Annotated in this window: 23 protein-coding genes; 12 read left to right on the top strand and 11 right to left on the bottom strand. The window is 70.9% G+C overall.

Going from position 1 to position 21,670, the window contains the following annotated elements; all coding sequences use genetic code 11:
- Positions 1–12: 12 nt before the first annotated feature.
- The 3 genes from C4K88_RS11700 (at position 13) to C4K88_RS11710 (ending at position 3,609) form a co-directional block, all read left to right on the top strand.
- Positions 13–1,005 (top strand): ABC transporter substrate-binding protein, encoded by a 993-nt coding sequence (locus C4K88_RS11700; RefSeq protein ID WP_104122221.1) that lies wholly within the window; start codon positions 13–15, stop codon positions 1,003–1,005.
- Between the two features lie 5 nt (positions 1,006–1,010).
- Complete coding sequence (locus C4K88_RS11705) at positions 1,011–3,104, top strand: iron ABC transporter permease (RefSeq protein WP_104121820.1); 2,094 nt, start codon at positions 1,011–1,013, stop codon at positions 3,102–3,104.
- 106 nt (positions 3,105–3,210) lie between these two features.
- A complete protein-coding gene (locus C4K88_RS11710; RefSeq protein WP_104121821.1) occupies positions 3,211–3,609 on the top strand; it encodes a VOC family protein in 399 nt (132 codons plus the stop codon).
- 78 nt (positions 3,610–3,687) lie between these two features.
- On the opposite strand, the gene C4K88_RS11715 is transcribed toward C4K88_RS11710, so the two are convergent.
- Positions 3,688–4,545: a YsnF/AvaK domain-containing protein gene (locus tag C4K88_RS11715; protein ID WP_104122222.1), complete on the bottom strand. Its 858-nt coding sequence runs from the start codon at positions 4,543–4,545 to the stop codon at positions 3,688–3,690.
- A 136-nt stretch (positions 4,546–4,681) separates the two neighbouring features.
- On the opposite strand from C4K88_RS11715, the gene C4K88_RS11720 reads away from it, so the two are divergent.
- Entirely contained in the window at positions 4,682–5,872 is a 1,191-nt protein-coding gene (locus C4K88_RS11720) for a low temperature requirement protein A (protein WP_167399041.1), read from the top strand.
- A 25-nt stretch (positions 5,873–5,897) separates the two neighbouring features.
- On the opposite strand, the gene C4K88_RS17415 is transcribed toward C4K88_RS11720, so the two are convergent.
- A complete protein-coding gene (locus C4K88_RS17415) occupies positions 5,898–6,065 on the bottom strand; it encodes a hypothetical protein (RefSeq protein WP_167399042.1) in 168 nt (55 codons plus the stop codon).
- Positions 6,066–6,146: 81 nt separating this feature from the next.
- Between C4K88_RS17415 and C4K88_RS11725 the strand changes: the two genes are divergently transcribed.
- A complete protein-coding gene (locus C4K88_RS11725; RefSeq protein ID WP_104121823.1) occupies positions 6,147–7,166 on the top strand; it encodes a GlxA family transcriptional regulator in 1,020 nt (339 codons plus the stop codon).
- Here C4K88_RS11725 and C4K88_RS11730 read toward each other — a convergent pair.
- From C4K88_RS11730 to C4K88_RS11745, 4 genes are all read right to left on the bottom strand, one after another.
- On the bottom strand, positions 7,156–8,082 hold the full coding sequence (locus tag C4K88_RS11730) for an AEC family transporter (protein ID WP_104121824.1): 927 nt from the start codon (positions 8,080–8,082) through the stop codon (positions 7,156–7,158). The two genes, C4K88_RS11725 and C4K88_RS11730, sit on opposite strands and share 11 nt — an antisense overlap.
- A 73-nt stretch (positions 8,083–8,155) precedes the next feature.
- Positions 8,156–8,797, bottom strand: coding sequence for an alpha/beta hydrolase (locus tag C4K88_RS11735; protein WP_104121825.1), 642 nt, complete (start codon positions 8,795–8,797; stop codon positions 8,156–8,158).
- Between the two features lie 112 nt (positions 8,798–8,909).
- Positions 8,910–9,215, bottom strand: a complete 306-nt coding sequence (locus tag C4K88_RS11740) for a DUF4193 domain-containing protein (RefSeq protein WP_104048589.1) — start codon at positions 9,213–9,215, stop codon at positions 8,910–8,912.
- Between the two features lie 99 nt (positions 9,216–9,314).
- Positions 9,315–9,905 carry an SOUL family heme-binding protein gene (locus tag C4K88_RS11745; RefSeq protein WP_104121826.1) on the bottom strand — a complete coding sequence of 197 codons (591 nt, stop codon included), beginning with the start codon at positions 9,903–9,905 and terminating at the stop codon, positions 9,315–9,317.
- 132 nt (positions 9,906–10,037) lie between these two features.
- On the opposite strand from C4K88_RS11745, the gene C4K88_RS11750 reads away from it, so the two are divergent.
- A complete protein-coding gene (locus C4K88_RS11750; protein WP_104121827.1) occupies positions 10,038–10,901 on the top strand; it encodes a DNA-3-methyladenine glycosylase family protein in 864 nt (287 codons plus the stop codon).
- Here the strand turns inward: C4K88_RS11750 and C4K88_RS11755 are convergent.
- Positions 10,886–12,106: a PucR family transcriptional regulator gene (locus C4K88_RS11755; protein ID WP_241521883.1), complete on the bottom strand. Its 1,221-nt coding sequence runs from the start codon at positions 12,104–12,106 to the stop codon at positions 10,886–10,888. The two genes, C4K88_RS11750 and C4K88_RS11755, sit on opposite strands and share 16 nt — an antisense overlap.
- A 97-nt stretch (positions 12,107–12,203) precedes the next feature.
- On the opposite strand from C4K88_RS11755, the gene C4K88_RS11760 reads away from it, so the two are divergent.
- Both C4K88_RS11760 and C4K88_RS11765 read left to right on the top strand, forming a co-directional pair.
- A complete protein-coding gene (locus tag C4K88_RS11760) occupies positions 12,204–13,316 on the top strand; it encodes a ferredoxin reductase (RefSeq protein WP_104121829.1) in 1,113 nt (370 codons plus the stop codon).
- Positions 13,317–13,336: 20 nt separating this feature from the next.
- Positions 13,337–14,482 (top strand): fatty acid desaturase family protein, encoded by a 1,146-nt coding sequence (locus tag C4K88_RS11765; RefSeq protein ID WP_104121830.1) that lies wholly within the window; start codon positions 13,337–13,339, stop codon positions 14,480–14,482.
- Positions 14,483–14,591: 109 nt separating this feature from the next.
- On the opposite strand, the gene C4K88_RS11770 is transcribed toward C4K88_RS11765, so the two are convergent.
- On the bottom strand, positions 14,592–15,092 hold the full coding sequence (locus tag C4K88_RS11770) for an SRPBCC family protein (protein WP_104121831.1): 501 nt from the start codon (positions 15,090–15,092) through the stop codon (positions 14,592–14,594).
- Positions 15,093–15,104: 12 nt separating this feature from the next.
- On the bottom strand, positions 15,105–15,449 hold the full coding sequence (locus C4K88_RS11775) for an ArsR/SmtB family transcription factor (protein ID WP_104121832.1): 345 nt from the start codon (positions 15,447–15,449) through the stop codon (positions 15,105–15,107).
- A 102-nt stretch (positions 15,450–15,551) separates the two neighbouring features.
- Between C4K88_RS11775 and pta the strand changes: the two genes are divergently transcribed.
- From pta to C4K88_RS11790, 3 genes are read left to right on the top strand one after another with little or no spacing between them, the layout of a single operon-like run.
- Entirely contained in the window at positions 15,552–17,633 is a 2,082-nt protein-coding gene (gene pta, locus C4K88_RS11780; protein WP_104121833.1) for a phosphate acetyltransferase, read from the top strand.
- 48 nt (positions 17,634–17,681) lie between these two features.
- A complete protein-coding gene (locus C4K88_RS11785; RefSeq protein WP_104121834.1) occupies positions 17,682–18,809 on the top strand; it encodes an acetate/propionate family kinase in 1,128 nt (375 codons plus the stop codon).
- A 29-nt stretch (positions 18,810–18,838) separates the two neighbouring features.
- A complete protein-coding gene (locus C4K88_RS11790) occupies positions 18,839–19,162 on the top strand; it encodes a YnfA family protein (protein ID WP_277621652.1) in 324 nt (107 codons plus the stop codon).
- Positions 19,163–19,297: 135 nt separating this feature from the next.
- Here the strand turns inward: C4K88_RS11790 and C4K88_RS11795 are convergent, their stop codons facing one another.
- The gene (locus tag C4K88_RS11795) at positions 19,298–19,609 is read right to left on the bottom strand and encodes an AzlD domain-containing protein (RefSeq protein WP_104121836.1); all 312 of its coding nucleotides are present in this window, start codon (positions 19,607–19,609) and stop codon (positions 19,298–19,300) included.
- On the bottom strand, positions 19,606–20,358 hold the full coding sequence (locus C4K88_RS11800) for an AzlC family ABC transporter permease (protein WP_104121837.1): 753 nt from the start codon (positions 20,356–20,358) through the stop codon (positions 19,606–19,608). Before C4K88_RS11800 ends, C4K88_RS11795 begins: the two co-directional genes overlap by 4 nt.
- A 98-nt stretch (positions 20,359–20,456) precedes the next feature.
- Between C4K88_RS11800 and C4K88_RS11805 the strand changes: the two genes are divergently transcribed.
- A complete protein-coding gene (locus C4K88_RS11805) occupies positions 20,457–21,647 on the top strand; it encodes a zinc-dependent alcohol dehydrogenase (RefSeq protein ID WP_104121838.1) in 1,191 nt (396 codons plus the stop codon).
- The last annotated feature ends 23 nt before the right edge of the window (positions 21,648–21,670 follow it).

Consider the following 21,670-nt stretch of genomic DNA (forward strand, 5'->3'; position numbering starts at 1 on the left):
GAAATGAACCCGATGACACAACCCAAGATCCTCGCTGCCCTCGCAGCGGCGGCCCTGCTCTCCCTGACCGCCTGCGGCACCACCGAGGACGCCGCCGGCAGCTCCGCACCCGAGGAGACCGCCTCCGGTGAGAGCATCACCGTGACCGACGCCCGCGGCAAGGAGGTCACGCTCGACGGACCGGCCGACCGCGTGGTGGCCACCGAATGGAACGCCGTCGAGAATCTCGCGGCCCTCGGCGTCATGCCGGTGGGCGCCGCGGACGTGAAGGGCTACGCCCAGTGGGTCAGCGCCGAGCCGCTCGACGACTCCGTGACCGACGTCGGCGTGCGCGGCGAGCCGAGCATCGACACCCTCGTCTCCCTCACGCCCGACGTCGTCATCGTCACCGACCAGCTCGTCGAGGGCGCGATCGAGCAGATCGAGAAGACGGTGCCCGTCGTCGTCGTGCCGGGCGGCGACGCGACCGACAACCTCGGCCAGATGTACGAGAACCTCGACCTCATCGCCACCCTCACCGGCACCGAGGACCAGGCTGCCGAGCTGCGGTCCGCCCTCGAGGCGAAGATCACCGACGGCAAGGTGGCCATCGAGGAGGCCGGGGCTGCCGGCGCGCCGATCGCGTTCTCGGACGCCTACGTCGACGCCGGGAGTGTGTCGATCCGCCCGTTCACGGAAGGCTCCCTCGTGGGGAACGTCCTCGGCGAGCTGGGCCTCACCGACGCCTGGGACGTCGAGGGCGACCCGGTCTACGGCCTCGGCCAGACCGACGTCGAGGGCCTCACCGCCCTGCCCGAGGACACCCGCTTCTGGTACATCGCCAACGACGCCTTCGGCGACCCGTACCAGGACGAGCTCGAGGACAACGCCGTGTGGAAGGGGCTGCCGTTCGTCGCCTCCGGTGACGTGACGCGCTTCCCGGACTCCCTGTGGACGTTCGGCGGACCGAGCTCGATGGGGCAGATCGTCGACGCGGCCGTCGAGGCCGCAGAAGCCGGACAGTAGCGGCGGTGCCGCCGGCAATCCTCACCCGGTCCGCTCCCGCACGGGCCGGGGCGCACGCCCCGCGCCCGGGAGTGCGGCCGGCCCTCGCCGGCGGCCTCCTCGCGGCTGCGACCGCGATCCTCGCCCTCGTCCACCTCACGCAGGGCACCTCCACCGTGGACGCTGCGGACATCCTGGGCCTGCTGGCCGGGAACGACGACGGCACCACGGGCGCCGTCGTCGCGGCCAGCCGCATCCCCCGCCTGGCCGCAGGCCTCCTCGTCGGTGCCGCCCTCGGGGCGGCCGGCGCCGTCATGCAGTCCGTCTCCCGCAACGCCCTCGCCTCCCCCGACACCCTCGCGGTGAACGCGGGGGCCCACCTCGCCGTCGTCACCGTCGCGGCCCTCGGTTTGCAGGTGCCGCTGCTCGGCGCGGTGGGCGTCGCCTTCCTCGGCGGACTCGCCGCGGCGGCCCTCGTCCTCGCCCTCTCCGGGGCCGGGCAGTCCTCGAGCGTGCGCCTGGTCCTCGCCGGATCCGCGATCGCCCTCGCGTTCAGCGCGCTGACCAGCGCCCTCCTGCTCCTGTTCTCACAGGAGACCCGCGGCCTGTTCGCGTGGGGGTCCGGGTCCCTCGGGCAGAGCGGACTGGAGAAGGTCACCCTGCTGGCACCCCTGGCCGGCGCGGCGCTGCTGGTCCTCTTCCTGAAGTCGCGGTCCCTGGACCTGCTGACGCTCGGCGACGACCAGGCCCGTGTGCTCGGGATCAACGTCCGCGGGACGCAGGTCCTCGCCATCGTGCTCGCGGTTCTCCTCGCCGCCGCGGCCGTCACCGTCGCCGGGCCGATCGGCTTCGTCGGACTCGCAGCCCCCGCGATCGTGCGCCTCGCCGCCCCACGGATCACCGGCCTCCACCGCCATGTCGCGCTGATCCCCGCCTCCGCCCTGATGGGGATCTTCCTCGTCCTCGGCGCGGACGTCCTGCTGCGCGCGGTGATCGGCGCCGAGAGCGCCGTCGAGGTGCCCACGGGCGTCATCACCACGGTGTTCGGCGCGGTCTTCCTCGTGGCGCTCGCGCACCGGATGCGCTCGGACGGACCCACCCGGGACGCGGCAGGCGTCTCGCTGCGCACGGTCGGTGCCGCCCGGAGCGCCGGCGTGCTCCTGGTCCTCGTGGTGCTGCTCGCGGCGGTGGGCGTCGCCGGACTGCTGCTCGGTGACGCGAAGCTCCTCCTCGGGGATCTCGCCAACTGGGTGTCGGGCCAGGCGGGGCCCGTGGTCTCGAGCGTGCTGGACACCAGGGTGCCCCGCGTCGGAGCGGCCCTCCTCGCGGGTGCGTCGCTCGCCGTGGCCGGTACCGCCATCCAGGCGGTAACCCGGAACCCGCTCGCCGAACCCGCGATCATCGGGGTGTCCGGGGGTGCGGGCGTGGGGGCGGTCATCGTCATCACGGCCGTGCCGCTGGCGGGATTCTGGACCGTCAGCGCGGCGGCCGGGATCGGCGCCGCCGTGGTCTCGCTCGTGGTGTTCGGACTGTCCTTCCGCGGTGGGATGCAGACGGACCGGCTGGTCCTCATCGGTATCGGCGTCTCCGCGGCGGCGACCGCCGTGATCACGCTGCTGATCGTCCTCACCGATCCGTGGAACGAGTCCAAGGCCCTGACCTGGCTGTCCGGGTCCACCTACGGGCGGTCGCTGCAGCACCTCGTCCCCATGGCCGTGGCCCTCCTCGTCGCGGTACCGGTCATCGCGGCGCTCCACCGGACGCAGGACCTCCTGGCCCTGGACGAGGACACCCCGCGCCTGCTCGGCATCCGGGTCCCGCGGGCGCGGCTCCTCCTGCTCGCGGCCGCGGTGCTGCTCACGGCATCCTCCGTCGCGGGTATCGGCGTCGTCGGGTTCGTGGGTCTCGTGGCACCTCACGCGGCACGCGCCCTCGTCGGGGCGTCGCACCGGCTCATCCTGCCCGCCGCCATGCTGCTGGGCGCCGTGCTCGTCTGCCTCGGGGACCTCATCGGCCGGACGGCGATCGCCCCGGCACAGCTCCCGGCAGGCCTCCTCACGGCCCTGCTCGGCGCCCCCTACTTCGTCTACCTGCTGTTCCGGAGCCGGCTCAGCCGCTGAGGGGGCCTCCGAGCGTCCAGGGCCGCCGGGTGGAGCGCGGCAATACCGGACCGACATCGTCCGCTATGACCCTGCGCGGGCGTTGCGCTCGGGGCACAATCAGCGCATGACTCTCCGCTGGTACTCCACCGTCATCGAATCCACCGACCATCGCGCCCTCGCGCACTGGTGGTCCACCGCGCTGGGATGGGAGGTGGTGTTCGAAGACGCCGACGAGGCCGCCGTGGTCCCGCCGTGGGCCCGCGAGCTGGACGCAACGCTCTCCTTCGAGCAGGTCCCGCCCGGCCTCGTCTTCGTCCGGGTAGAGCACGAGAAGCAGGGGAAGAACCGTCTGCATCTCGACTTCGCACCCCACACCGGCGAGGACCGGCACGCCGAGATCGAACGCCTCATCACGCTCGGCGCCCGCCGCATCGACATCGGGCAGGGGCCGGACGTCAGCTGGGAGGTCCTGGCGGACCCGGACGGCAACGAGTTCTGCGTGCTGTCCTCCCGCGAGCACTAGGTCGGGCGCCGAGAGAGCAGAAACGACCGGCGAAAGCACGTTCCGCCGGTCGTTTCTCCTCTTCGGAGCCGGGAGGGACTACAGCTCGATGCGCTCCGTCTCGATGACTTCCTTGCGGACCTGACCGGTGACGACCTCGTCGTGCGTGCGGGCCTCACGGGTGACGCGGATCCGCTCGATCGGCACCACGTCCACCTCGACGCGCGGCTTCTCCTCGTAGAGGACCATCTCGACGACGTCGCCGTTGAAGGCGGTCTCGACGGCCGAGTACAGGCGCTCGCGCTCGGCCTTGCTGAAGGTGCCCGCGCCGTCGTCGTACAGCGGCGCGCCGTCCTGGACCGGCACGCGCTCGACGACGAGCTCCTCACGACGGATCTGCACGGTCATGGTGACGTCCTCGGTGACCACGCGCTTGACGAGGCGAACGCGCTCCGTCTCCCGGAGTTCGGTGCCGACGCGGAGCTGCTCCTCGGAGCGCGTCATCGACACGTCGTCGTCGTCGACCGAGCCGCCCACGAAGCCGTCGGAGCGGGTCTCGGAGCGGTTCGTGGAGGCGTCGGTGCGCGAGAAGCGGTCACCGGAGGGCGAGGACGCACGAGCGGTCTCGTCCGAGGCCGGCAGCAGGCCGTAGTAGCGCAGCAGGTGCTGCTCCTCCTCGGGGCTGAGGTGGCCGTCCTGCGACATCTTGGGGGAGTCGTAGACCATGCTGTGCGGATAAGGGAGGCGCACGTCCCGGCCGTCGAGGGTGGCCTCACGGAGGGGTGCGAAGGATTCCGGGCTGCCGGCGGCGTGCGTCGCGACGGTGACCCAGCTGGGCTCCCCCGTCGCGTCGTCGACGTAGAGCTGGCCCATGGAACCCAGAACGGCTCCGTCGTCGCTCAGCACGTTCGCGCCGGCGTTCATGGCATCCTTCATCTGTTCAAGCGTGATCATCATGATCCTTTCGAGGAGGTTGCTTCCCTTCACCGTAGATCCCGCCCGAACCGATAGCAAGCATGCTTATTACCGGACGCGCGCTTCACAATCCCCCAACCCCTCGGCCGTCGGCCCGCGCCGCCCTACACTGTGCCGCATGGACCTGAGGCGGAGATCCCTTCGGGCGGCGCGCGTCTCGGACGAATCGCACCGCGTCACCACCTTCGAGCTCTTCTTCGACCTGGTCTTCGTGTTCGCGTTCACGCAGGTCACCGGCTTCATGGCCCATGAGCACTCGTTCCTCGGCGTGCTGCAGGGCATGATCATCCTGGCGATGCTCTGGTGGTCCTGGGTGGCCTACTCGTGGCTCGGGAACCAGACGCATGTGGACGAGGGCCTCATGCGGCTCGGTCTGTCCGTCGTCATGGTGGCCATGTTCATTGCGGCGCTCGCCATCCCCGAGGCGTTCGACGACCTGGAAGGGGGCCTCAGCGGGCCCTTCGTCCTCGCGCTCGCGTACTTCGTGGTGCGCGCGATGCATCTCCTGCTCTACCTGTACGCAGCGAGGGGCGACGGACCGCTCCAGCGGCAGGTCCTCAAGCTGTCCCTGGTGATGGTGCCTGGCGCTGCCCTCATCCTCACGGGCGCGGTGATCGGCGGGACGGCGCAGACCTGGTTGTGGGCAGCCGGACTCGCCCTAGACATCGCCCTCACCTACCTGACCTCCACGGGCGGGAACTGGCGCCTGTTGTCGGCGGCCCACTGGACCGAGCGCCACGGCCTGGTGGTCATCCTCGCGCTCGGCGAGTCGATCGTGGCCATCGGCGTCGGGGCATCGCAGGAGCCCGTGAGCATCCCGATCCTCCTCGGCGCGGTGTTCGGGATCGCCCTGTCCGTCTGCCTGTGGTGGCTGCACTTCGACGTCACCGCGATCGCCGCCGAGCACCGGTTCGCAGCACTGCACGGTCCGGAACGCATCTCGGCCGCGGTGGACGCCTACAGCTACCTGCACCTACCCCTCGTGGCCGGGATCATCCTCTCCGCGTTCGGGGTGGAGGACGTCCTGGCGCACGTCTTCGACACCGCGGATTTCGGTCTGCTCGGCTCGGTCGCGCTCTTCGGCGGAGCCGCCCTGTTCCTGATCGGCAGTTCGGCGTTCTGGCGCCGCATGGCCGGCTCGTGGAGGAAGCTGCGGCTCGTCGGCGCCGCCGTCCTGCTCCTGGTCGTCCCCGCGGGTGCCCTGCTGGCACCGCTGGCGGCCCTCGCCCTCGCGGCCGCCCTCGCGGTCGTCCTGGTGGCAGCGGAGACGGCCCTGGATGCCGGGACGAGGGCGTCGATCAGGGAGTAGGACGCAATCCGCCGGGATCGCGCCGCTAGAGGTCGTGCCGGAGGGCGTAGCCGGAACTCGGCAGGGAGCCCACGCTCCAGTCGGCATGGGACGACGGATGATCCGCCGGCACGTCGGCACCGACGGTCCGCAGGAGATACCGCACCAGGAGTGCGGCGAGGGCGATGACCAGGAGAATCAGCAGGATGTTCATGCATCGATCCTGATCCCATCGGCCGAGGAAAAGGAGTGGCAGAAAGGACCTGTATCGCTCAAAAGCTGCCACACTGGAGGCATGTTCACCAAGGTCGCCGTGATCGTCCTCCCGGGTCTCGCCGTCTTCGAGTTCGGCGTGGTCTGCGAGGTGTTCGGCGTGGACCGCTCCGCCCTCGGCGTGGGCCTTCCCGCCTTCGACCTCCGCGTCTGCACGCCCACGCCCGGGCTGGTCCGGACGGCGTCGGGCGTGTCCCTCCAGGTCGAGCAGGACCTCACGGGCGCCGACGACGCCGACCTCGTCATCATGGCCCCCTACCCGGCCGGCGCTGCGGTGCCCGACGCCGTCCTGGACGCCCTCCGCTCCGCGGACCGCCGGGGCGCCCGCATCTTCTCCGTCTGCTCGGGCGCCTTCGCCCTGGCCGAGGCCGGGCTCCTCGACGGCCGCTCGGCGACGACGCACTGGCGGTACACGGGAGCCCTCGCCGACGCCTACCCGGGCACCCGCGTGGACGAGGACGTGCTCTACGTCCAGGACGGCAACGTCCTCACGAGCGCCGGGACGGCGTCGGGGATCGACGCGAGCCTGCACCTGATCCGGGAGGAGTTCGGGCCGAGGGCGGCGACGGCGATCGCCCGCGGCATGGTGGTGCCCCCGCACCGCGACGGCGGCCAGGCCCAGTTCATCGAGCGGCCCATCCCCGCCGAGTGCGGTGCGTCCATGGAGGAACTGCTCGTGTGGCTCGGCGACCACCTGGACCAGGACCTCCCCGTGGCCACACTCGCCCGACGCCTGCACATGAGCGAGCGGACCTTCGCCCGGCGCTTCCGCGCGGAGACGGGCACGACGCCGGCCGCGTGGCTCACCGGGCAGCGCCTGCTGCGCGCCCAGGCACTGCTGGAGGAGACGCGCCTGACCATCGACGCCGTTGCCCGTGCGGCCGGTTTCGGCCAGGCCGTGCTGCTGCGCCACCATTTCCACCGGGCCCTCGGGGTCAGCCCTGCCGCGTACCGCCGCACCTTCCGGGGCTCGGACAAGGGCTGCGACCTCGACCTGCACGAACTCGAGGAGGAGTTCGGGGCGCGGGCCCTCAGCCGGTGACGCGACCGATGACGAGGAACACCAGCGGCAGGTAGGCCACGCCGGCGAGGGTCTGCAGGGTGATCGTGGACGCCATGAGGCGGGAGTCCCCGCCGAGCGCGCGGGCCATCACGTACGCGGAGGACGCCGTCGGCAGGGACAGGAAGAGGATCACCGTGGCGGCCGGCGGCCCGGTGAGCCCGAGCAGCAGGCACCCGGCCACGCCCAGGCCGGGCAGCACCGCGAACTTGACCATGCTGGCGAGTGCGACGGCCCCGAGGTTCCTGCCCATGCCGCGGAGCTCGAGCGCCGCCCCCACGCAGAGCAGGCCGAGCGGCAGGGACGCCGTCCCGAGGGTCCGCACGAAGCCGTCGACGCCGGGCGGCAGGCCGACGCCGGTGACGTTCAGCAGGAGACCGATCACGCAGCCGAGGATCAGCGGGTTCGTGGCGATGCTGCGGACGGTGCCGCCGACGGTCAGCCGCTCGGCACCGTAGCGTGCGAAGGCGAGCGTGCAGAGGATGTTCACGAGCGGCACGAGGACGGTGTTGGCGATGGCGGCGAGCGCGACGCCGTCGGCCCCGAACAGGGCGAGGGCGATGGAGAGCCCGAGGTAGTTGTTGAACCGGATGCCGCCCTGCAGCACGGAGGTGAACGCCGGACCGTCGAGGTCGAGGCGGCGCTGCGCGAGGACGAGTCCGGACGCCGCGAGGAGCACCGACCCGGCGAGGATCGGCGCCATCAGGGCGATCGGCAGTCCGCCGAGATCCGCCGTCGCGGTGCCGCTGATGAACAGCGCGGGCAGCAGGACGAAGTAGCAGAGCCTCTCGGCGGGGGGCCAGAAGGCGGGCGCCAGGACGGTGCGGGCCCGGAGGCCGTAGCCGAGGGCGATCAGGCCGATCACCGGGCCGAGCGCGACGAGGCTCTGCGCGATCACCGGGCCGGAACGAGCGGCAGGACTGCTGACACGCACCGGACGGGCAGCCGCCGGGCAGGCAGCGCCGGGGCGGTCACCAACCCCGCGCCTGGAGCCAGGCAGCGGCCAGGCGGCCCCACTGCTCGGCCGCGCCCTGCCCCTCCGCGAGGCCGAGACCGTGCTCGCCCTCCTCGAAGACGTGGAGTGCGTGCGGTACCGCGTGGGCCGCGAGCGCCAGGGCGAGCCGGTAGGCGTGCTCCACGGGGACGGACTCGTCCGCGGCCGTGTGCCAGAGGAACACCGGCGGCGCGTCGGCGGTGACGAGGCGGTCCAGGGAGGTCGCGCTGCGGGCCGGCCCGCCGGCGTCGGGCCCGAGCAGTTCGTCCTGCGATCCGCGGTGCGTGGCGAGTTCCATGGACACCACGGGGTAGCCGAGCACGGCGGCGTCCACGCGTTCGTCGTCGCGTGCGCCCGGGGCGAACGCCGCGTGCCCGGCGAGATGACCGCCGGCCGAGAAGCCGAGGAGCGCCACACGCTCGGCGCCGGCGGCGCGTACGCGCCGGATCTCCGCACGGACGGCGTCGAGGGGACCGGGGTGGCGGGTCTGGACGGGGTAGGCGAAGACACCGGCGGACAGGCCGAAGGAGCGCAGCCGCTCGGCCACGACCTCCCCCTCGTTGTCGGACAGCATGGTGTAGCCGCCTCCGGGCAGGACGATCACGTGGGAAGACTTCATGCCCTCACCGTACTGCGGCCCCGGCCGATGGCGGGGATCCGCTGCTTAACCGGTTAATGAAGAAAGCCCCCGGCCGGAGGGCCAGGGGCTCGACGCGCATCCGAAGGAGCTGTCAGCCTTCACACTCGGTGCAGTACTTGTCACCGTTCTTCTCGCGCGCAAGCTGGCTGCGGTGGTGCACCAGGAAACAGGACATGCAGGTGAACTCGTCCTCCTGCTGGGGGATGACCTGGATCAGGAGTTCCTCGTGCGAGAGGTCGGCGCCCGGAAGGTCGATGCCTTCTGCGGTCTCGCCGTCCTCGACGTCGATCAGCGCGGTCTGCGTGGTTGCGCTGCGCTGAGCCTGGATAGCCTCCAACGACTCGTTGGCCGGCTGGTCTTCCGGACGAACCCGTGGCTCGTCGTAATCGGTTGCCATTACGGTTGATCTCCTTCTATGGGCGGGAATGTCGCCCAGATGCCACTCTCAACCTCGGCAGAGGTGGAAGTATTCCATATACCGGCTGCAATATACCGGTTACGGATGGGACTTTTCTCCACGCGTCTCCACCACGTCGATCTGAACTTCGTTGTGACGGAAGACGCCGGGCGTGATAGGCGGATTGAAGCGCGCGTACCGCGGTTCTCCGTGCGGCACGAACGCTGCCTTCTCCGCGGCTGCCAGCAGTCCCTCGAGATGCCGCTCGAAGGATGCACGGCCGCCGCGGCCGGAGAAGGACACGACGGCGGTGGTGGCCGCCGGCTTCTCGACCACCCGGACACGGGGGTCGTCGGGGATCGGCGCGGTGGCGAGGGAGACGCCGGCGGGCAGCACGAACGCCACGGTGTGGCCGGTCGGTGCCTGCTGCTGGGTGACCGGCGCGGTCATCGCCAGGGATTCGGACCTCCCCGTCCCGGCCGCCTGCTGGGTCACGGGCGCCGTCATCGCCAGCTTCTCCCGTGCGGTGTTCGCCCCGAAGATGTACGAGGCGAGCGTCCGGAAGGCAGCGTTGCCGGCGGTGTCGAACGGGGCGTCGACGTCCACCTCGGCCACGACGTGCGCCGGGTAGGCCCGCAGCTCGAACCCCGGGTAGGTGTCGATCAGGGTGTAGGGCTGCTGTTCGGTCATGCCGGGGATGGTACGCCCCGAGTCTGACCGTCGGCCCCATAGGGTGGGACGCGGCCCCCGTCCCGAAATCCCCAGGAGTCCCATGCCAGCGGCACCCAGTTCCAGCGGCGGATCCGGCGGGCCCATCCCCCGATGAGCCGCACCACGATCCTCGCTCCCAACGGCACCCTCGCGGCGGGCCCGATGGCCGCGATCCTCGCGAATCACGCCATTCCCGGCTGCGAGGTGACCGACCGCACCGGGCGCGTGCATACACGCCTGCTGCCGACCCCGGGCGGCCCCCGCCGCGTCACGGTCACCATCCGGCCCGACGACGTCGAACTCACCGCGGACACGGACGACGACGCCGAGTTCGCGCACCTCACGCGCATCACGCGCCGCTGGCTGGACCTCGACACGGACACCATCGCCGTCGAGCGCGCCTTCGACGGCGATCCGCTCCTCGGCCCGCTGGTGAGGCTGCGTCCTGGACTGCGCGCCGTCGGCTACCCGGAACCCTTCGAGGCCGCGGTCATGACCGTCCTCGGCCAGCAGGTCTCCGTCGCCGCGGGCGGCACCTTCGGCGGCAGGCTCGCCGCGGCCTACGGGGAGGCGTCGTCGTCGGGCCTAATCGTGTTCCCCACGCCGCAGGCCATCGCCGACGCCCCGCACGAGGAGCTGCGCGCGGCCGCGGGGGTGACCCGCACGCGAGCCGCGACCGTGCAGAACGTGGCCCGCGCCGTCGCTGGAGGCCTGAAACTGGATCCGGACGCCGATCACGCACCGCTGCGCCGGGAGCTGCTCGCCATCCCCGGGATCGGCCCCTGGTCCGCCGACTACCTCGCGGTGCGGGTCCTGGGCGATCCCGACGCGTTCACGCCGGGCGATCTCGTGGCACGCCGCGCCATGGGCAACCCGAGCATCCGGGACGCCGAGCGGCGGGCGGAGGCCTGGCGCCCCTACCGCGCCTACGCCCTGTTCCACCTCTGGACGGCGGCGACCTACCGGGGCGACTGACGGGACGGGGTGGGGGCTTTCCGGTCGCTGCGCAGCGCGATCTCCAACTCGAAGCGCACCTTCGGGTCCTTCAGGTCATCGCCGAACAGTTCGCGCAACTGCTGGACGCGGTAGCCGACCGTCTGCCCATGGATGCCGAGCTCCTCGGCGATCGGAGCGCGCTGGCCCCAGTGCCGCAGCCAGGCCAGGAGGGTCTCCTCGAGCTTGACGCGCTGGACGTCCGGCAACCCGCCGAGCGGCGCGAGCCTCCGGCGGGACAGTTCCCCGACGGCGGACGGCTCGGCCGCGAGGACCACCTCGGCCATGTGCTCGTCCGCCCAGACGGGCGGCTCGTCCTCCCCCTCGCGCGGCGGCAGCATGGAGGCCGCCAGGACGGCCAGCCGCAGCGACTGCGCCACATGATCGAGGCCTCCCGCGGGTCCGATGGCCGCACCCCGGCCAGTGAGCACGCGACCGAGCTCGGCACGCTGCCGCGGCCCCCGGTCGGGTACCAGGGCGACGGCGTCGGTCTCGCGTTCGACGACGATCGCCCCCGCCCCGAGGTGTTGCCGGATCCCCCGGGCACGCTCGAGCGGCAGCGTCACCACGGCCACCTGCGCGGGGACCGACCAGTCCGCGAGGGACGCCGCCTGCCGGAGCGCGGTCTCGTCCGCCTGCCCGAGCAGCAGCAGCTCCAGCAGCTCGGCGCGGCGGCGGTCGACGGCGCCGGCCCGCTCGGACTGCTCGAAGGCGTAGGCCTCGGCGCTCACGGCGGAGAGCTCGTCGATGTAGGCCATGATCGATTCCCCGAGGTCCACGACGACGGCGGGGCCGAGGCCCTCCTCCATGGAGCGGCGTGACATCTCGCGGAACGTGACGCGCGCGCCCATCCGGTAGGCGCCGAGCAGTGCGTCCATGCTGCGTCCCTGCCGGAACTCCCCGCGACCCAGGCCCGCCACGAGCTCGCGGCTCTGGTCGGACAGCGCGGGCATCGCGGTGCCCGGCAGTTCGAGGAACCGCTCGAGCGCGGCAGCCACGCCCCGGCGCAGGCCCCGGCCGAAGTTCCCCTCCATGGGGCGGGCATACGCCGGGACCAGTTGCGGGACCGCCTGGATGATGGCGTCCACGAGGCCGGGCGTGAGGGGCCTCAGCCGGTCGCTGACCTCCGGCGGGAGGGCGAGCCAGGGCGGCTCCGGAGGAGCGATCTCCAGCGTGTCAGAAATCACGGGAACTGCTCCGATCTGTCTCATCAAGATAATTTCGCTCTGTCAACCCTACGTCATGGGTGCACGGCATTAGCGGCCGAGGCTATATTGTTGTCGGATGATCCGGTTCAAGAAGTTGGCGCGCGTCACCGCCGCGCTGACCACCCCGCTGACGGCTGAAGACTTCCTTGCGCTCTTCAACCCGGTGTACTCCTCGCGCCAGCTCCGCGGCGTCGTGACGCGGGTGGTGCACGAGACCGAGGACTCCGCCACCATCTACTTCCGCCCCGGGCATGGCTGGCATGCGCACCAGGCCGGCCAGTGGGCACGCATCGGCGTCGAACTCAACGGGGTCCGGCAATGGCGTTCCTATTCCTTGAGCACCGCCGCCGGCCATGATCCGGCCATCACCGTCAAGGACGCCGGCGCGGTGTCCCACGTCCTGGTGCGCGATACCAAACCGGGCGACGTCCTGTTCCTCGCCCCGCCCCAGGGTGACTTCGTGCTCCCCGAACACCCGCGGTCCCTGCTCATGCTCACGGCGGGTAGCGGCATCACGCCGGTCATGTCGATGATCCGCACGCTCGTCCCGCGCCGACCGGACGCCAACGTGGTGCTCATCAACTCCAACAGCACCCCGGAGACGAGCGTGTTCCGCGAGGAGCTGGACGAACTGGCGGACCAGTTCCCCAACCTGACGGTCCGCCACTGGTTCACCAGTGCCCGCGGCCGCCTGCAGTTCACCGCCCGGACCATCGCCGACCTCTGCCCGGACTGGCGGTCCCGCGCGGCCTACGCCTGCGGCCCCGAGGGATTCCTGGACGACGCCGAGGACCTCTGGCAGCGGGAGGCGGCCCTGGAGCAGTCACGCACCGTCCCTGACGTCACCACCGGAGCCGACACGCAGGGCGTGCGGACCGGCACGCTGACGATCGAGCGGTTCAGCACCGACCTCACCGCAGGCGCCGGGCACGACGGCGGCCTCGTCACCTTCGAGCAGTCCGACCGCGAGGTGCAGGCCGACGGCGACACCCCGCTGCTGGACATCGGCGAGGACGCCGGCGTCCTCATGCCGAGCGGCTGCCGGATGGGCATCTGCCACAGCTGCCTCATCCCGCTCCGCGCCGGCGCCGTGCGCGACCTGCGCTCCGGGGAAGTGCACAACACCCCCGGCCAACTCATCCAGACCTGCGTCTCGGCAGCCGCCGGGCCCGTGAACCTCGACCTGTAATCCCCAACGGAGGAGTCATCATGACCACCACAGTGACCCGCCCGGGTGCCCTCGCGGCATCCGGCCACCCCATGGTCCGCCCCGATGCCGCCAAGCACCTGACGGATGCGCAGGTCGAGGAGCTCGGCCGCGAACTCGACGCCGTCCGCGACGAGATCCTCGCCAAGCGGGGAGCCAGCGACGCCGCGTACATCCGCCGCGTCATCAAGCTCCAGCGGTCCCTCGAGTTCGCCGGCCGCGGCACCCTCCTGTTCAGCAAGTACAAGCCGGCCTGGTTCGCCGGCACGGCCATGCTGAGCCTCGCCAAGATCATGGAGAACATGGAGATCGGGCACAACGTGCTGCACGGCCAGTGGGACTGGATGCGCGATCCGGACATCCACTCCACCACCTGGGAGTGGGACTTCGTCACCCCGGCGCGCTCCTGGCAGCACACCCACAACGACCTGCACCACCGTTGGACCAACGTGATCGGCAAGGACAGGGACGTCGGATACAACCTGCTCCGCATGGACCCCGACCAGCCCTGGAAGCCCTTCAATCTGGGCAACCCGCTGTACAACGCCATCCTGGCGCCCATCTTCGAGTGGGGCATCGCCCTGTACGACCTCGAGATCCCGGAGTACAAGGAGGGACTGAAGTCCAAGGCGGACATGAACCGCGACCTCAAGGCCGTCGGCGTGAAGGTCGTCAAGCAGTTCTCCAAGGACTACGCGGCCACCCCCGCCGTCGCCATGCTGACCGGCTCGGGCAAGCAGGCCCTCTACGGGACGCTCGCCGCCAACGCCATCCGCAACTTCTGGGCGCACGCCGTCATCTTCTGCGGCCACTTCCCCGAGGGCACGGACACGTTCACGGAGGAGGAGGTGGACGGCGAGACCCGCGGCGACTGGTACGTCCGGCAGATGATCGGCTCGGCGAACATCTCCGGCTCGAAGCTCATGCACTTCATGACGGGCAACCTGTCCCACCAGATCGAGCACCACTGCTTCCCGGACCTGCCCTCCAACCGGTACGCCGAGGTGGCCGTGAAGGTCCGCGAGATCTGCACCCGCTACGGACTCCCGTACACCACGGGTCCGCTGCCCAAGCAGGTCGGCTCCACCTGGGCGAAGATCTTCAAGCTCGCCCTGCCCAACCGGAAGCCGAAGGCCGCCACCGCCTGACATTCCCAGCTCTCCGCCGAGAGGCCAGAAACGACCGCCGAAACACTCTTTCGGCGGTCGTTTCTGCTCTCTCGACAGGAACGGCCCGACGAGGCGACGGCGGGCGGGGTCAGACCGCGGCGCCCTCCTCCGCGAGCAGGGCGTCCACCTGCCCGATGGCGCCCTTCAGGCCCTCCTCCATGCCCATCTCGACCATCTGGTTCAGCTGGTCGAGCGACTCGAACCCGGTGACCAGGGTCATGCGGGTCCGTCCGCCGAGGTCCTCGAGCGTGACGACGGCGTGGGTCCGGCCGAGTTCGTCCACCGGCTCGCGCTGTTCGTTCGCGAAGCCGTCGTCGAAGGTGAGGCGCGTGGGCGCATCGATGCCGGTGATGAGCCACCAGCCATGCGCCTTCTCGCCGTCGGGCCCCGTCATGTAGTACTCCGCGCGACCGCCGACCACGAAGTCGTAGGTGTCGAACGTCGCGGGCCACGTGGGCGGACCCCACCACCGCTCGAGCTGGCGGGGGTCCTCCCAGATGCGCCAGACGCGCTTCACGTCGGCGTCGAACTCGGCGACGAGCCGGAAGTTGAGTTCCTGTGTGTCCTTCTCAGCGCTGATGACCGCCATGATGCTGCCTTCCTAGGTTCGATCCTCGTCTTCGCCGAGGATGTCCTCGATCCGGTCGACGCGCTGCCGCCAGATCCTCTCGTAGTCGTCGAGCAGGCGCCGTGCCCTCTGCACGCCGTCGACCTCTCCGCGCACGATCTGCTCCCGTCCGCGCTTCTCCTTGGAGACGAGCGAGGCCCTCTCCAGCACCGCGACGTGTTTCTGGACCGCCGCGAAGCTCATGTCGTACTGCTCGGCCAGACCGGATACCGAGTACTCGGCAACCAGGACGCGCGCCACGATGTCCCTCCGCGTCGCATCGGCGAGCGCCTGGAACAGGCGGTCCACTTCGTCCTGCCTCAACGTTTCTACAACCATGTGGTTGTACGTTACGCCCGGCGTCGGGAGGGGTCAAGGCTTCCGGTCGACGGCGTGACATCGATTATGGCGGGGCCTCCGCGAGCCTGTAAGACTTGGCCCATGACCCGCGGAATATATGTGAGCGCCATGACCAACGGCTCCGGCAAGTCCCTGATCTCCCTGGGCCTGGCCGATATGCTGCACCGGCACGCCGACCGCGTCGGTTTCTTCCGGCCGATCGTCGAGGGCGGCGATCCCACCGCGGATCCCATGGTCCGCCTGATGCAGCGCGCGTTCGACCTCCCCGAGACCCGGGCCCGCGGCGGCCTCACCCGTGCCGAGGCCCGCGCTCTGCTCGTCACGGGCGACCGCGCCGAGATCGACGCCCGCTGCGTCGCGATCTACAGCGAGATCGCCGCGGAGTGCGACGTCGTCATCGTCGAGGGCACCGATCTCTCCGGCAACGATGCCGCCGTCGAGTTCGACCTCAACGCACGCCTGGCCAACAACCTCGGCGCCATGGTCCTCGCCGTCGTCAGCGCGAAGGACATGTCCGTCGAGGAGGCCGCCGACGCCGTGGACGTGGCCCGCCGCGAACTCGACGCCGCCAAGGTGTCCCTCCTCGCGATGATGGTCAACCGCGCGGCCGACGACGCCGTCACCGCCATCAGCGAGCAGGTCCGCCCCGGCCGCTCGGGCCGCCCGGTCTACGTCATCCCGGAGCTGTACGAGATCTCCCAGCCCACCGTGTCCGAGGTCGCCGTGGACCTTGGCGCCCGGCAGATCGCCGGGAACTCGAACCTCGAACGCGACGTCACCAGCGTCCGCGTCGCCGCGATGAACGTCGGCAACTTCCTGCACCTGCTCACGGACGGCGCCCTCGTGATCGTGCCGGGCGATCGGGCGGATGTCCTGGTGGCAACCCTGGCGTCGTCGTTCTCCCCCGAGTTCCCGGTGCCCTCGGCCCTGTTCCTGACCGGCGGGCTCACCCCCGATCCCAATATCCTGGCCCTTCTCGCCCAGGCGCCGTTCCCCGTGTTCGCGCTCGACGACGACACCTACACCGTGGCCCGCCGCGTGAGTGAGGTCCGAGGGGAGATCGCGAGCGGACTGCGCCGCAAGGCCGCTGCCGCACTGGGCGCCTGGTCGCGGCAGGTGGACGAGAACGAACTGCTCGAACGCCTCGAACTCCCCCGGCCCGTCAGCATGACCCCGCTGCGCTTCCTGCACGAACTGATCCAACGCGCCCGGGCGGAACGCAAGCACATCGTCCTCCCCGAGGGCGAGGACCTCCGGGTCCTGAAGGCCGCCGAGATCCTGCAGCGCCGCGACGTCTGCGACCTCACCGTCCTCGGACCCGAGGCGCGCGTCCGCGAACTCGCCGCCGGCCAGGGCATCGACCTCAGCGGCCTCGCCCTCGTGGACCCGGCGACGTCGGACCTGCGCGAGGAGTTCGCCACCGAATACGTCCGCCTCCGCGCCCACAAGAACGTCTCGATGAAGGAGGCTCGCGAGCGCATGCTCGAGGGGGCATATTTCGGGACGATGATGGTGCAGCTCGGGAAGGTCGACGGCATGGTGTCCGGCGCGGCGCACACCACGGCGAACACCATCCGGCCGGCACTCGAGTTCGTGAAGACCAAGGACGGCGTGAAGATCGTCTCCTCGGTGTTCCTCATGCTGCTGCAGGACCGCGTGCTCGTGTACGGCGACTGCGCGGTCAACCCGGAGCCCGACGAGGAGCAGCTGGCGGACATCGCCGTCGCCTCCGCGGAGACGGCCGAGCAGTTCGGCGTGGAGCCGCGCATCGCCATGCTGTCCTACTCCACGGGCGAGTCGGGTTCCGGCGGTGCGGTGGACGAGGTACGGCGCGCCACGGAGCTCGTCCGGAAGCAGCGCCCCGACCTCGCGGTCGAGGGGCCCATCCAGTACGACGCCGCCGTCGACGCCTCGGTCGCGGCCTCGAAGCTCCCCGACTCCACGGTGGCCGGCCAGGCGACGGTGTTCATCTTCCCGGACCTGAACACGGGGAACAACACCTACAAGGCCGTCCAGCAGTCCGCCGGGGCCGTCGCCGTCGGGCCCGTCCTGCAGGGCCTGCGCAAGCCCGTCAACGATCTCTCCCGCGGCTGCACCGTGGAGGACATCGTCAACACCGTGGCCATCACCGCGGTGCAGGCCCAGCAGCCCGCCGCCTCCTGACCCTTCCGCCCGAATCCCTTCCGCCCGAATCCCACTGGACAGGACCCCATGATCATCCTCGTCATCAACTCCGGCTCATCCTCGCTCAAGTACCAGGTCCGGGACGGCGACGACGTCCTCGCGGAGGGCCTCGTCGAGCGCATCGGTGAGGCCGAGGTCCCCGATCACGCGGCGGCGCTCGACCGCGTGGACGGCGAGGTGTCCGCGGCCCTCGGCGACCGCGGGATCGACGCCGTCGGGCACCGCGTGGTCCACGGCGGCGAGCGTTTCAGCGAACCGGTGCTCATCGACAACGAGATCACCCGGGCCATCGAGCGCCTCAACCCCCTGGCGCCCCTGCACAACCCGGCCGCCGTCACCGGCATCCGCGCCATCACCGACAAGTGGCCGGACATGCCGCAGGTCGCCGTGTTCGACACCGCCTTCCACCGCACGCTCCCGGAGCACGCCTGGCGCTACGCGGTGCCGGACGAGCTGTACCGGAAGTTCGGTATCCGGCGGTACGGCTTCCACGGCACCTCGCACGCGTTCGTGGCGCGCGGCGCCGCGGAACTGCTGGGCGCTGACACGTTCACGGGCGTGATCGCGCACCTCGGCAACGGCGCCTCCGTGACCGCCGTGCGCGACGGCGAGAGCGTCGACACGTCCATGGGCTTCACGCCCCTGGAGGGGCTGGTCATGGGGACCCGGTCGGGCGACATCGACCCGTCCATCCTGCTGTTCCTCCTCCGCGAGGGCTACACCGAACAGGACCTCGACACCCTCCTGAACCGCAACAGCGGGCTCAAGGGCCTCGCGGGCACCAACGACATGCGCTCCGTGACCGAGGCCGCCGACGCCGGTGACCACCGGGCCCAGCGTGCGATCGACGTGGCCTCCTACCGGCTCGCGAAGTACGTGGGCGGCTACCACGTGGCGGTCGGCGGGGCGCAGGCCCTCGTGTTCACCGCGGGCATCGGCGAGAACGCGGCAGCGTTCCGCACCGCCGTCGTCGGCAAACTGGGTGCCCTCGGCCTGGAACTCGACGAGGCGAGGAACGGCGAGCGCAGCAGGGAGGCCCGGATCATCAGCACCGAGGCGTCGGCGTTCCCCGTGCTCGTGGTGCCCACCGACGAGGAGGCCGCGATCGCGGAGGCGACGGCCGCCGTCGTCGGCGCTTCCCAGCCTGCCGCGTAGGGAAGGCCGGCCCCGTGACGATCCTGCGCATGACCCTCCTGTTCGTGCTCGCCGCGGGGGCGGAGATCGGCGGGGCGTGGCTCATCTGGCAAGCGGTCCGTGAGGGCAGGCCGTGGTGGTGGGCCGGACTCGGGATCATGGCCCTCGGCGCCTACGGTTTCGTGGCGACCCTGCAGCCGGATGCGAACTTCGGGCGGATCCTCGCCGCGTACGGCGGGGTGTTCGTAGCCGGGTCGCTGGCGTGGGGCGTGATCGTCGACGGCTTCCGGCCCGATCGCTGGGACCTCCTCGGCTCGGCGGTCTGCCTGGTCGGGGTGGCGCTGATCATGTTCGTGCCGCGCCCCCCAACCTGACCGCGGGGCCATGCCGGCCGGTGATCGGCGCTTCCTCCCCCTGGAGCGGTCCGTTCGGTGGGAGGAATACCTACAGCCCCACGGACACAGCCCGGACAGTGGGCAACAACGTCCCAGGACGCAGGGCTCCCGGCGCTACGCCGCACCCAGTAGCCGCGCCACGCCGGCGGCGAACGCCCCGACCGCGACCACCACGAGGAACGGCGCCCGCAGCCACAGGGCGACGGCGGCCGCCGCCAGTGCCACGACCCGGGCGTCGACGACGAGGCCCTGACCCGACGCGAACGTGTTGGTCGCGGTCAGGGCGGCGAGCAGACCGATGGTGAGCGACCCGGCGACGCGCAGCATCCGCGGATTGTCGAGCATCCGCGCAGGGACGAGGAAGCCGAGGAACTTCGTGGCGATCGACACCGCGCACGCGAGCAGGACCCACCCCCACAGGCTCATGCGGTCCCCTGCCCCGAACCGGCAGAGCCCGGGCCGGCATGCCCCGAGGGGTAGGGCTCGACGTCGGGCTCGAGGCCTTCCGTCGCCGGGCCGAGGCCCGAGAGCCCGAGCACGGCGGCGACGACGGCCGCGAGCAGGATCGGCACGCCCGGCGGGACGAGCGGCACGGCGATGAGCGTGACGACGGCGCACACGACGGCGATCGCCGCCGGCTCGCGCGAGCGGATGCGCGGCCACAGCAGGCCCAGGAACGCGGCGACCGCGGCGCCGTCGAGCCCCCAGCGGGCGGGATCGCCCATCGCGTTGCCCGCCAGCGCCCCCACGAGCGTGAAGAGGTTCCACAGCACGAAGACGCCGATCCCGGCGGCCCAGAACCCGCGGCGCTGCTCGTCCGGGTCGGTCTGGCCCGTCGCCGTGGCCACGGACTCGTCGATGGTGAGGTGCGCAGCCGGCAGCTTCCGCCAGCGGGACGGCCGGAGCAGCACGTTGACCTGCATGCCGTACACGCCGTTGCGGATCCCCAGCAGGGCAGCGGCCGACATCGCCGAGACGCCGCTCCCCCCGCCGGCGATCACGCCGATGAACGCGAACTGTGACCCACCACTGAAGAGCAGGAGGCTGAGCGCCATGGTCTGGAGGAGGTCCAGGCCCGCCGCCACGGACAGCGCGCCGAAGGACAGCCCGTACAGGCCGGTCGCGATCGCGACGGAGAAGGCCACACGGACGGCCGGAGATCGGAGAAGCACCACCTGACAAGGCTAGGCGACCGCGGGCTCCGACTTTCCATTCCGGGCGAAGGGGTGAATAGTGGGAAGGGAAGCCTACTTACTACCCGGAGGAGCACTACATGAAGGCAGTGACATGGCAGGGCAAGCGCAACATCAGCGTGGAGAACGTCCCTGATCCCACGATCCAGGAACCCACGGACGCGATCGTGCGCATCACCTCGACCGCCATCTGCGGCTCGGACCTGCACCTCTACGAGGTGCTCGGCCCCTACATGCACAAGGGCGACATTCTCGGCCACGAGCCGATGGGCATCGTCGAGGAGGTGGGCTCCGGCATCACCAACCTGAAGGTCGGCGACCGCGTCGTCATCCCGTTCAACATCTCCTGCGGCTACTGCTTCATGTGCACGCGCGGCCTGCAGTCGCAGTGCGAGACCACCCAGGTGCACTCGAAGGGCTCCGGCGCGTCCCTGTTCGGCTTCTCCGAGCTGTACGGGTCCGTGCCCGGCGGCCAGGCGGAGTTCCTGCGCGTCCCGTTCGCCGACTACGGTGCGGTCAAGGTCGGCGCCGAACTGCCGGATGAGCGCTACCTCTACCTCTCGGACATCCTTCCCACGGCCTGGCAGGGCGTGCAGTACGCGGACGTCCCCAAGGACGGCGTCCTCACGGTGTACGGCCTCGGGCCGGTGGGCCAGTTCGCCGCACGCATCGGCCGGCACCTCGGCCACCGCGTGATCGCCGTCGAGCCGGTTCCCGAACGCCGCGAGATGGCCAAACGCCATGGCATCGAGACCCTCGACTTCACGAAGGACACCGCGGAGGAACTGCGCAGCATGACCGACGGGCGCGGCCCCGACGCGATCGTGGACGCCGTCGGCATGGAGGCCCACGGATCCCCCGTCGGTGCCTTCGCCCAGAACGCCGTGGGCGTCCTGCCGGACAAGATGGCCCAGAAGATCATGGAGACCGGTGGCAGTGACCGCATGAGCGTGCTGCACTCCGCGGTCGACGCCGTCCGCCGCGGCGGAACCATCTCCCTCAGCGGGGTGTACGGCGGCATGGCGAGCCCCATGCCGCTCATGACCATGTTCGACAAGCAGATCCAGTTCCGCATGGGCCAGTGCAACGTCCGGAGCTGGACGGACGAGCTCCTCCCGATCGTCGAGGATCCCTCGGACCCCCTGGGCGTCATGGACCTCATGACCCACGAGGTCTCGATCGACGAGGCACCGGAGGCGTACAAGCACTTCCAGAAGAAGACGGACGGCACCATCAAGGTGGTCCTCAAGCCCCAGGGCGTCACGCTCTAGCGGCCCATCTGGACGAGTACGAC

It is taken from the genome of Arthrobacter pityocampae (genome assembly GCF_002927275.1).
Lineage (GTDB): Bacteria > Actinomycetota > Actinomycetes > Actinomycetales > Micrococcaceae > Arthrobacter_D > Arthrobacter_D pityocampae.

Excerpts from the sequence above, each read along its gene's own strand:
- C4K88_RS11700 (WP_104122221.1), top strand. The coding sequence starts at position 13 with ATGACACAACCCAAGATCCTCGCTGCCCTCGCAGCGGCGGCCCTGCTC.
- C4K88_RS11710 (WP_104121821.1), top strand. The coding sequence starts at position 3,211 with ATGACTCTCCGCTGGTACTCCACCGTCATCGAATCCACCGACCATCGC.
- C4K88_RS11715 (WP_104122222.1), bottom strand. The coding sequence starts at position 4,545 with ATGATGATCACGCTTGAACAGATGAAGGATGCCATGAACGCCGGCGCG.
- C4K88_RS11720 (WP_167399041.1), top strand. The coding sequence starts at position 4,682 with ATGGACCTGAGGCGGAGATCCCTTCGGGCGGCGCGCGTCTCGGACGAA.
- C4K88_RS17415 (WP_167399042.1), bottom strand. The coding sequence starts at position 6,065 with ATGAACATCCTGCTGATTCTCCTGGTCATCGCCCTCGCCGCACTCCTG.
- C4K88_RS11725 (WP_104121823.1), top strand. The coding sequence starts at position 6,147 with ATGTTCACCAAGGTCGCCGTGATCGTCCTCCCGGGTCTCGCCGTCTTC.
- C4K88_RS11735 (WP_104121825.1), bottom strand. The coding sequence starts at position 8,797 with ATGAAGTCTTCCCACGTGATCGTCCTGCCCGGAGGCGGCTACACCATG.
- C4K88_RS11740 (WP_104048589.1), bottom strand. The coding sequence starts at position 9,215 with ATGGCAACCGATTACGACGAGCCACGGGTTCGTCCGGAAGACCAGCCG.
- C4K88_RS11745 (WP_104121826.1), bottom strand. The coding sequence starts at position 9,905 with ATGACCGAACAGCAGCCCTACACCCTGATCGACACCTACCCGGGGTTC.
- C4K88_RS11750 (WP_104121827.1), top strand. The coding sequence starts at position 10,038 with ATGAGCCGCACCACGATCCTCGCTCCCAACGGCACCCTCGCGGCGGGC.
- C4K88_RS11760 (WP_104121829.1), top strand. The coding sequence starts at position 12,204 with ATGATCCGGTTCAAGAAGTTGGCGCGCGTCACCGCCGCGCTGACCACC.
- C4K88_RS11765 (WP_104121830.1), top strand. The coding sequence starts at position 13,337 with ATGACCACCACAGTGACCCGCCCGGGTGCCCTCGCGGCATCCGGCCAC.
- C4K88_RS11770 (WP_104121831.1), bottom strand. The coding sequence starts at position 15,092 with ATGGCGGTCATCAGCGCTGAGAAGGACACACAGGAACTCAACTTCCGG.
- C4K88_RS11775 (WP_104121832.1), bottom strand. The coding sequence starts at position 15,449 with ATGGTTGTAGAAACGTTGAGGCAGGACGAAGTGGACCGCCTGTTCCAG.
- pta (WP_104121833.1), top strand. The coding sequence starts at position 15,552 with ATGACCCGCGGAATATATGTGAGCGCCATGACCAACGGCTCCGGCAAG.
- C4K88_RS11785 (WP_104121834.1), top strand. The coding sequence starts at position 17,682 with ATGATCATCCTCGTCATCAACTCCGGCTCATCCTCGCTCAAGTACCAG.
- C4K88_RS11790 (WP_277621652.1), top strand. The coding sequence starts at position 18,839 with ATGACCCTCCTGTTCGTGCTCGCCGCGGGGGCGGAGATCGGCGGGGCG.
- C4K88_RS11795 (WP_104121836.1), bottom strand. The coding sequence starts at position 19,609 with ATGAGCCTGTGGGGGTGGGTCCTGCTCGCGTGCGCGGTGTCGATCGCC.
- C4K88_RS11805 (WP_104121838.1), top strand. The coding sequence starts at position 20,457 with ATGAAGGCAGTGACATGGCAGGGCAAGCGCAACATCAGCGTGGAGAAC.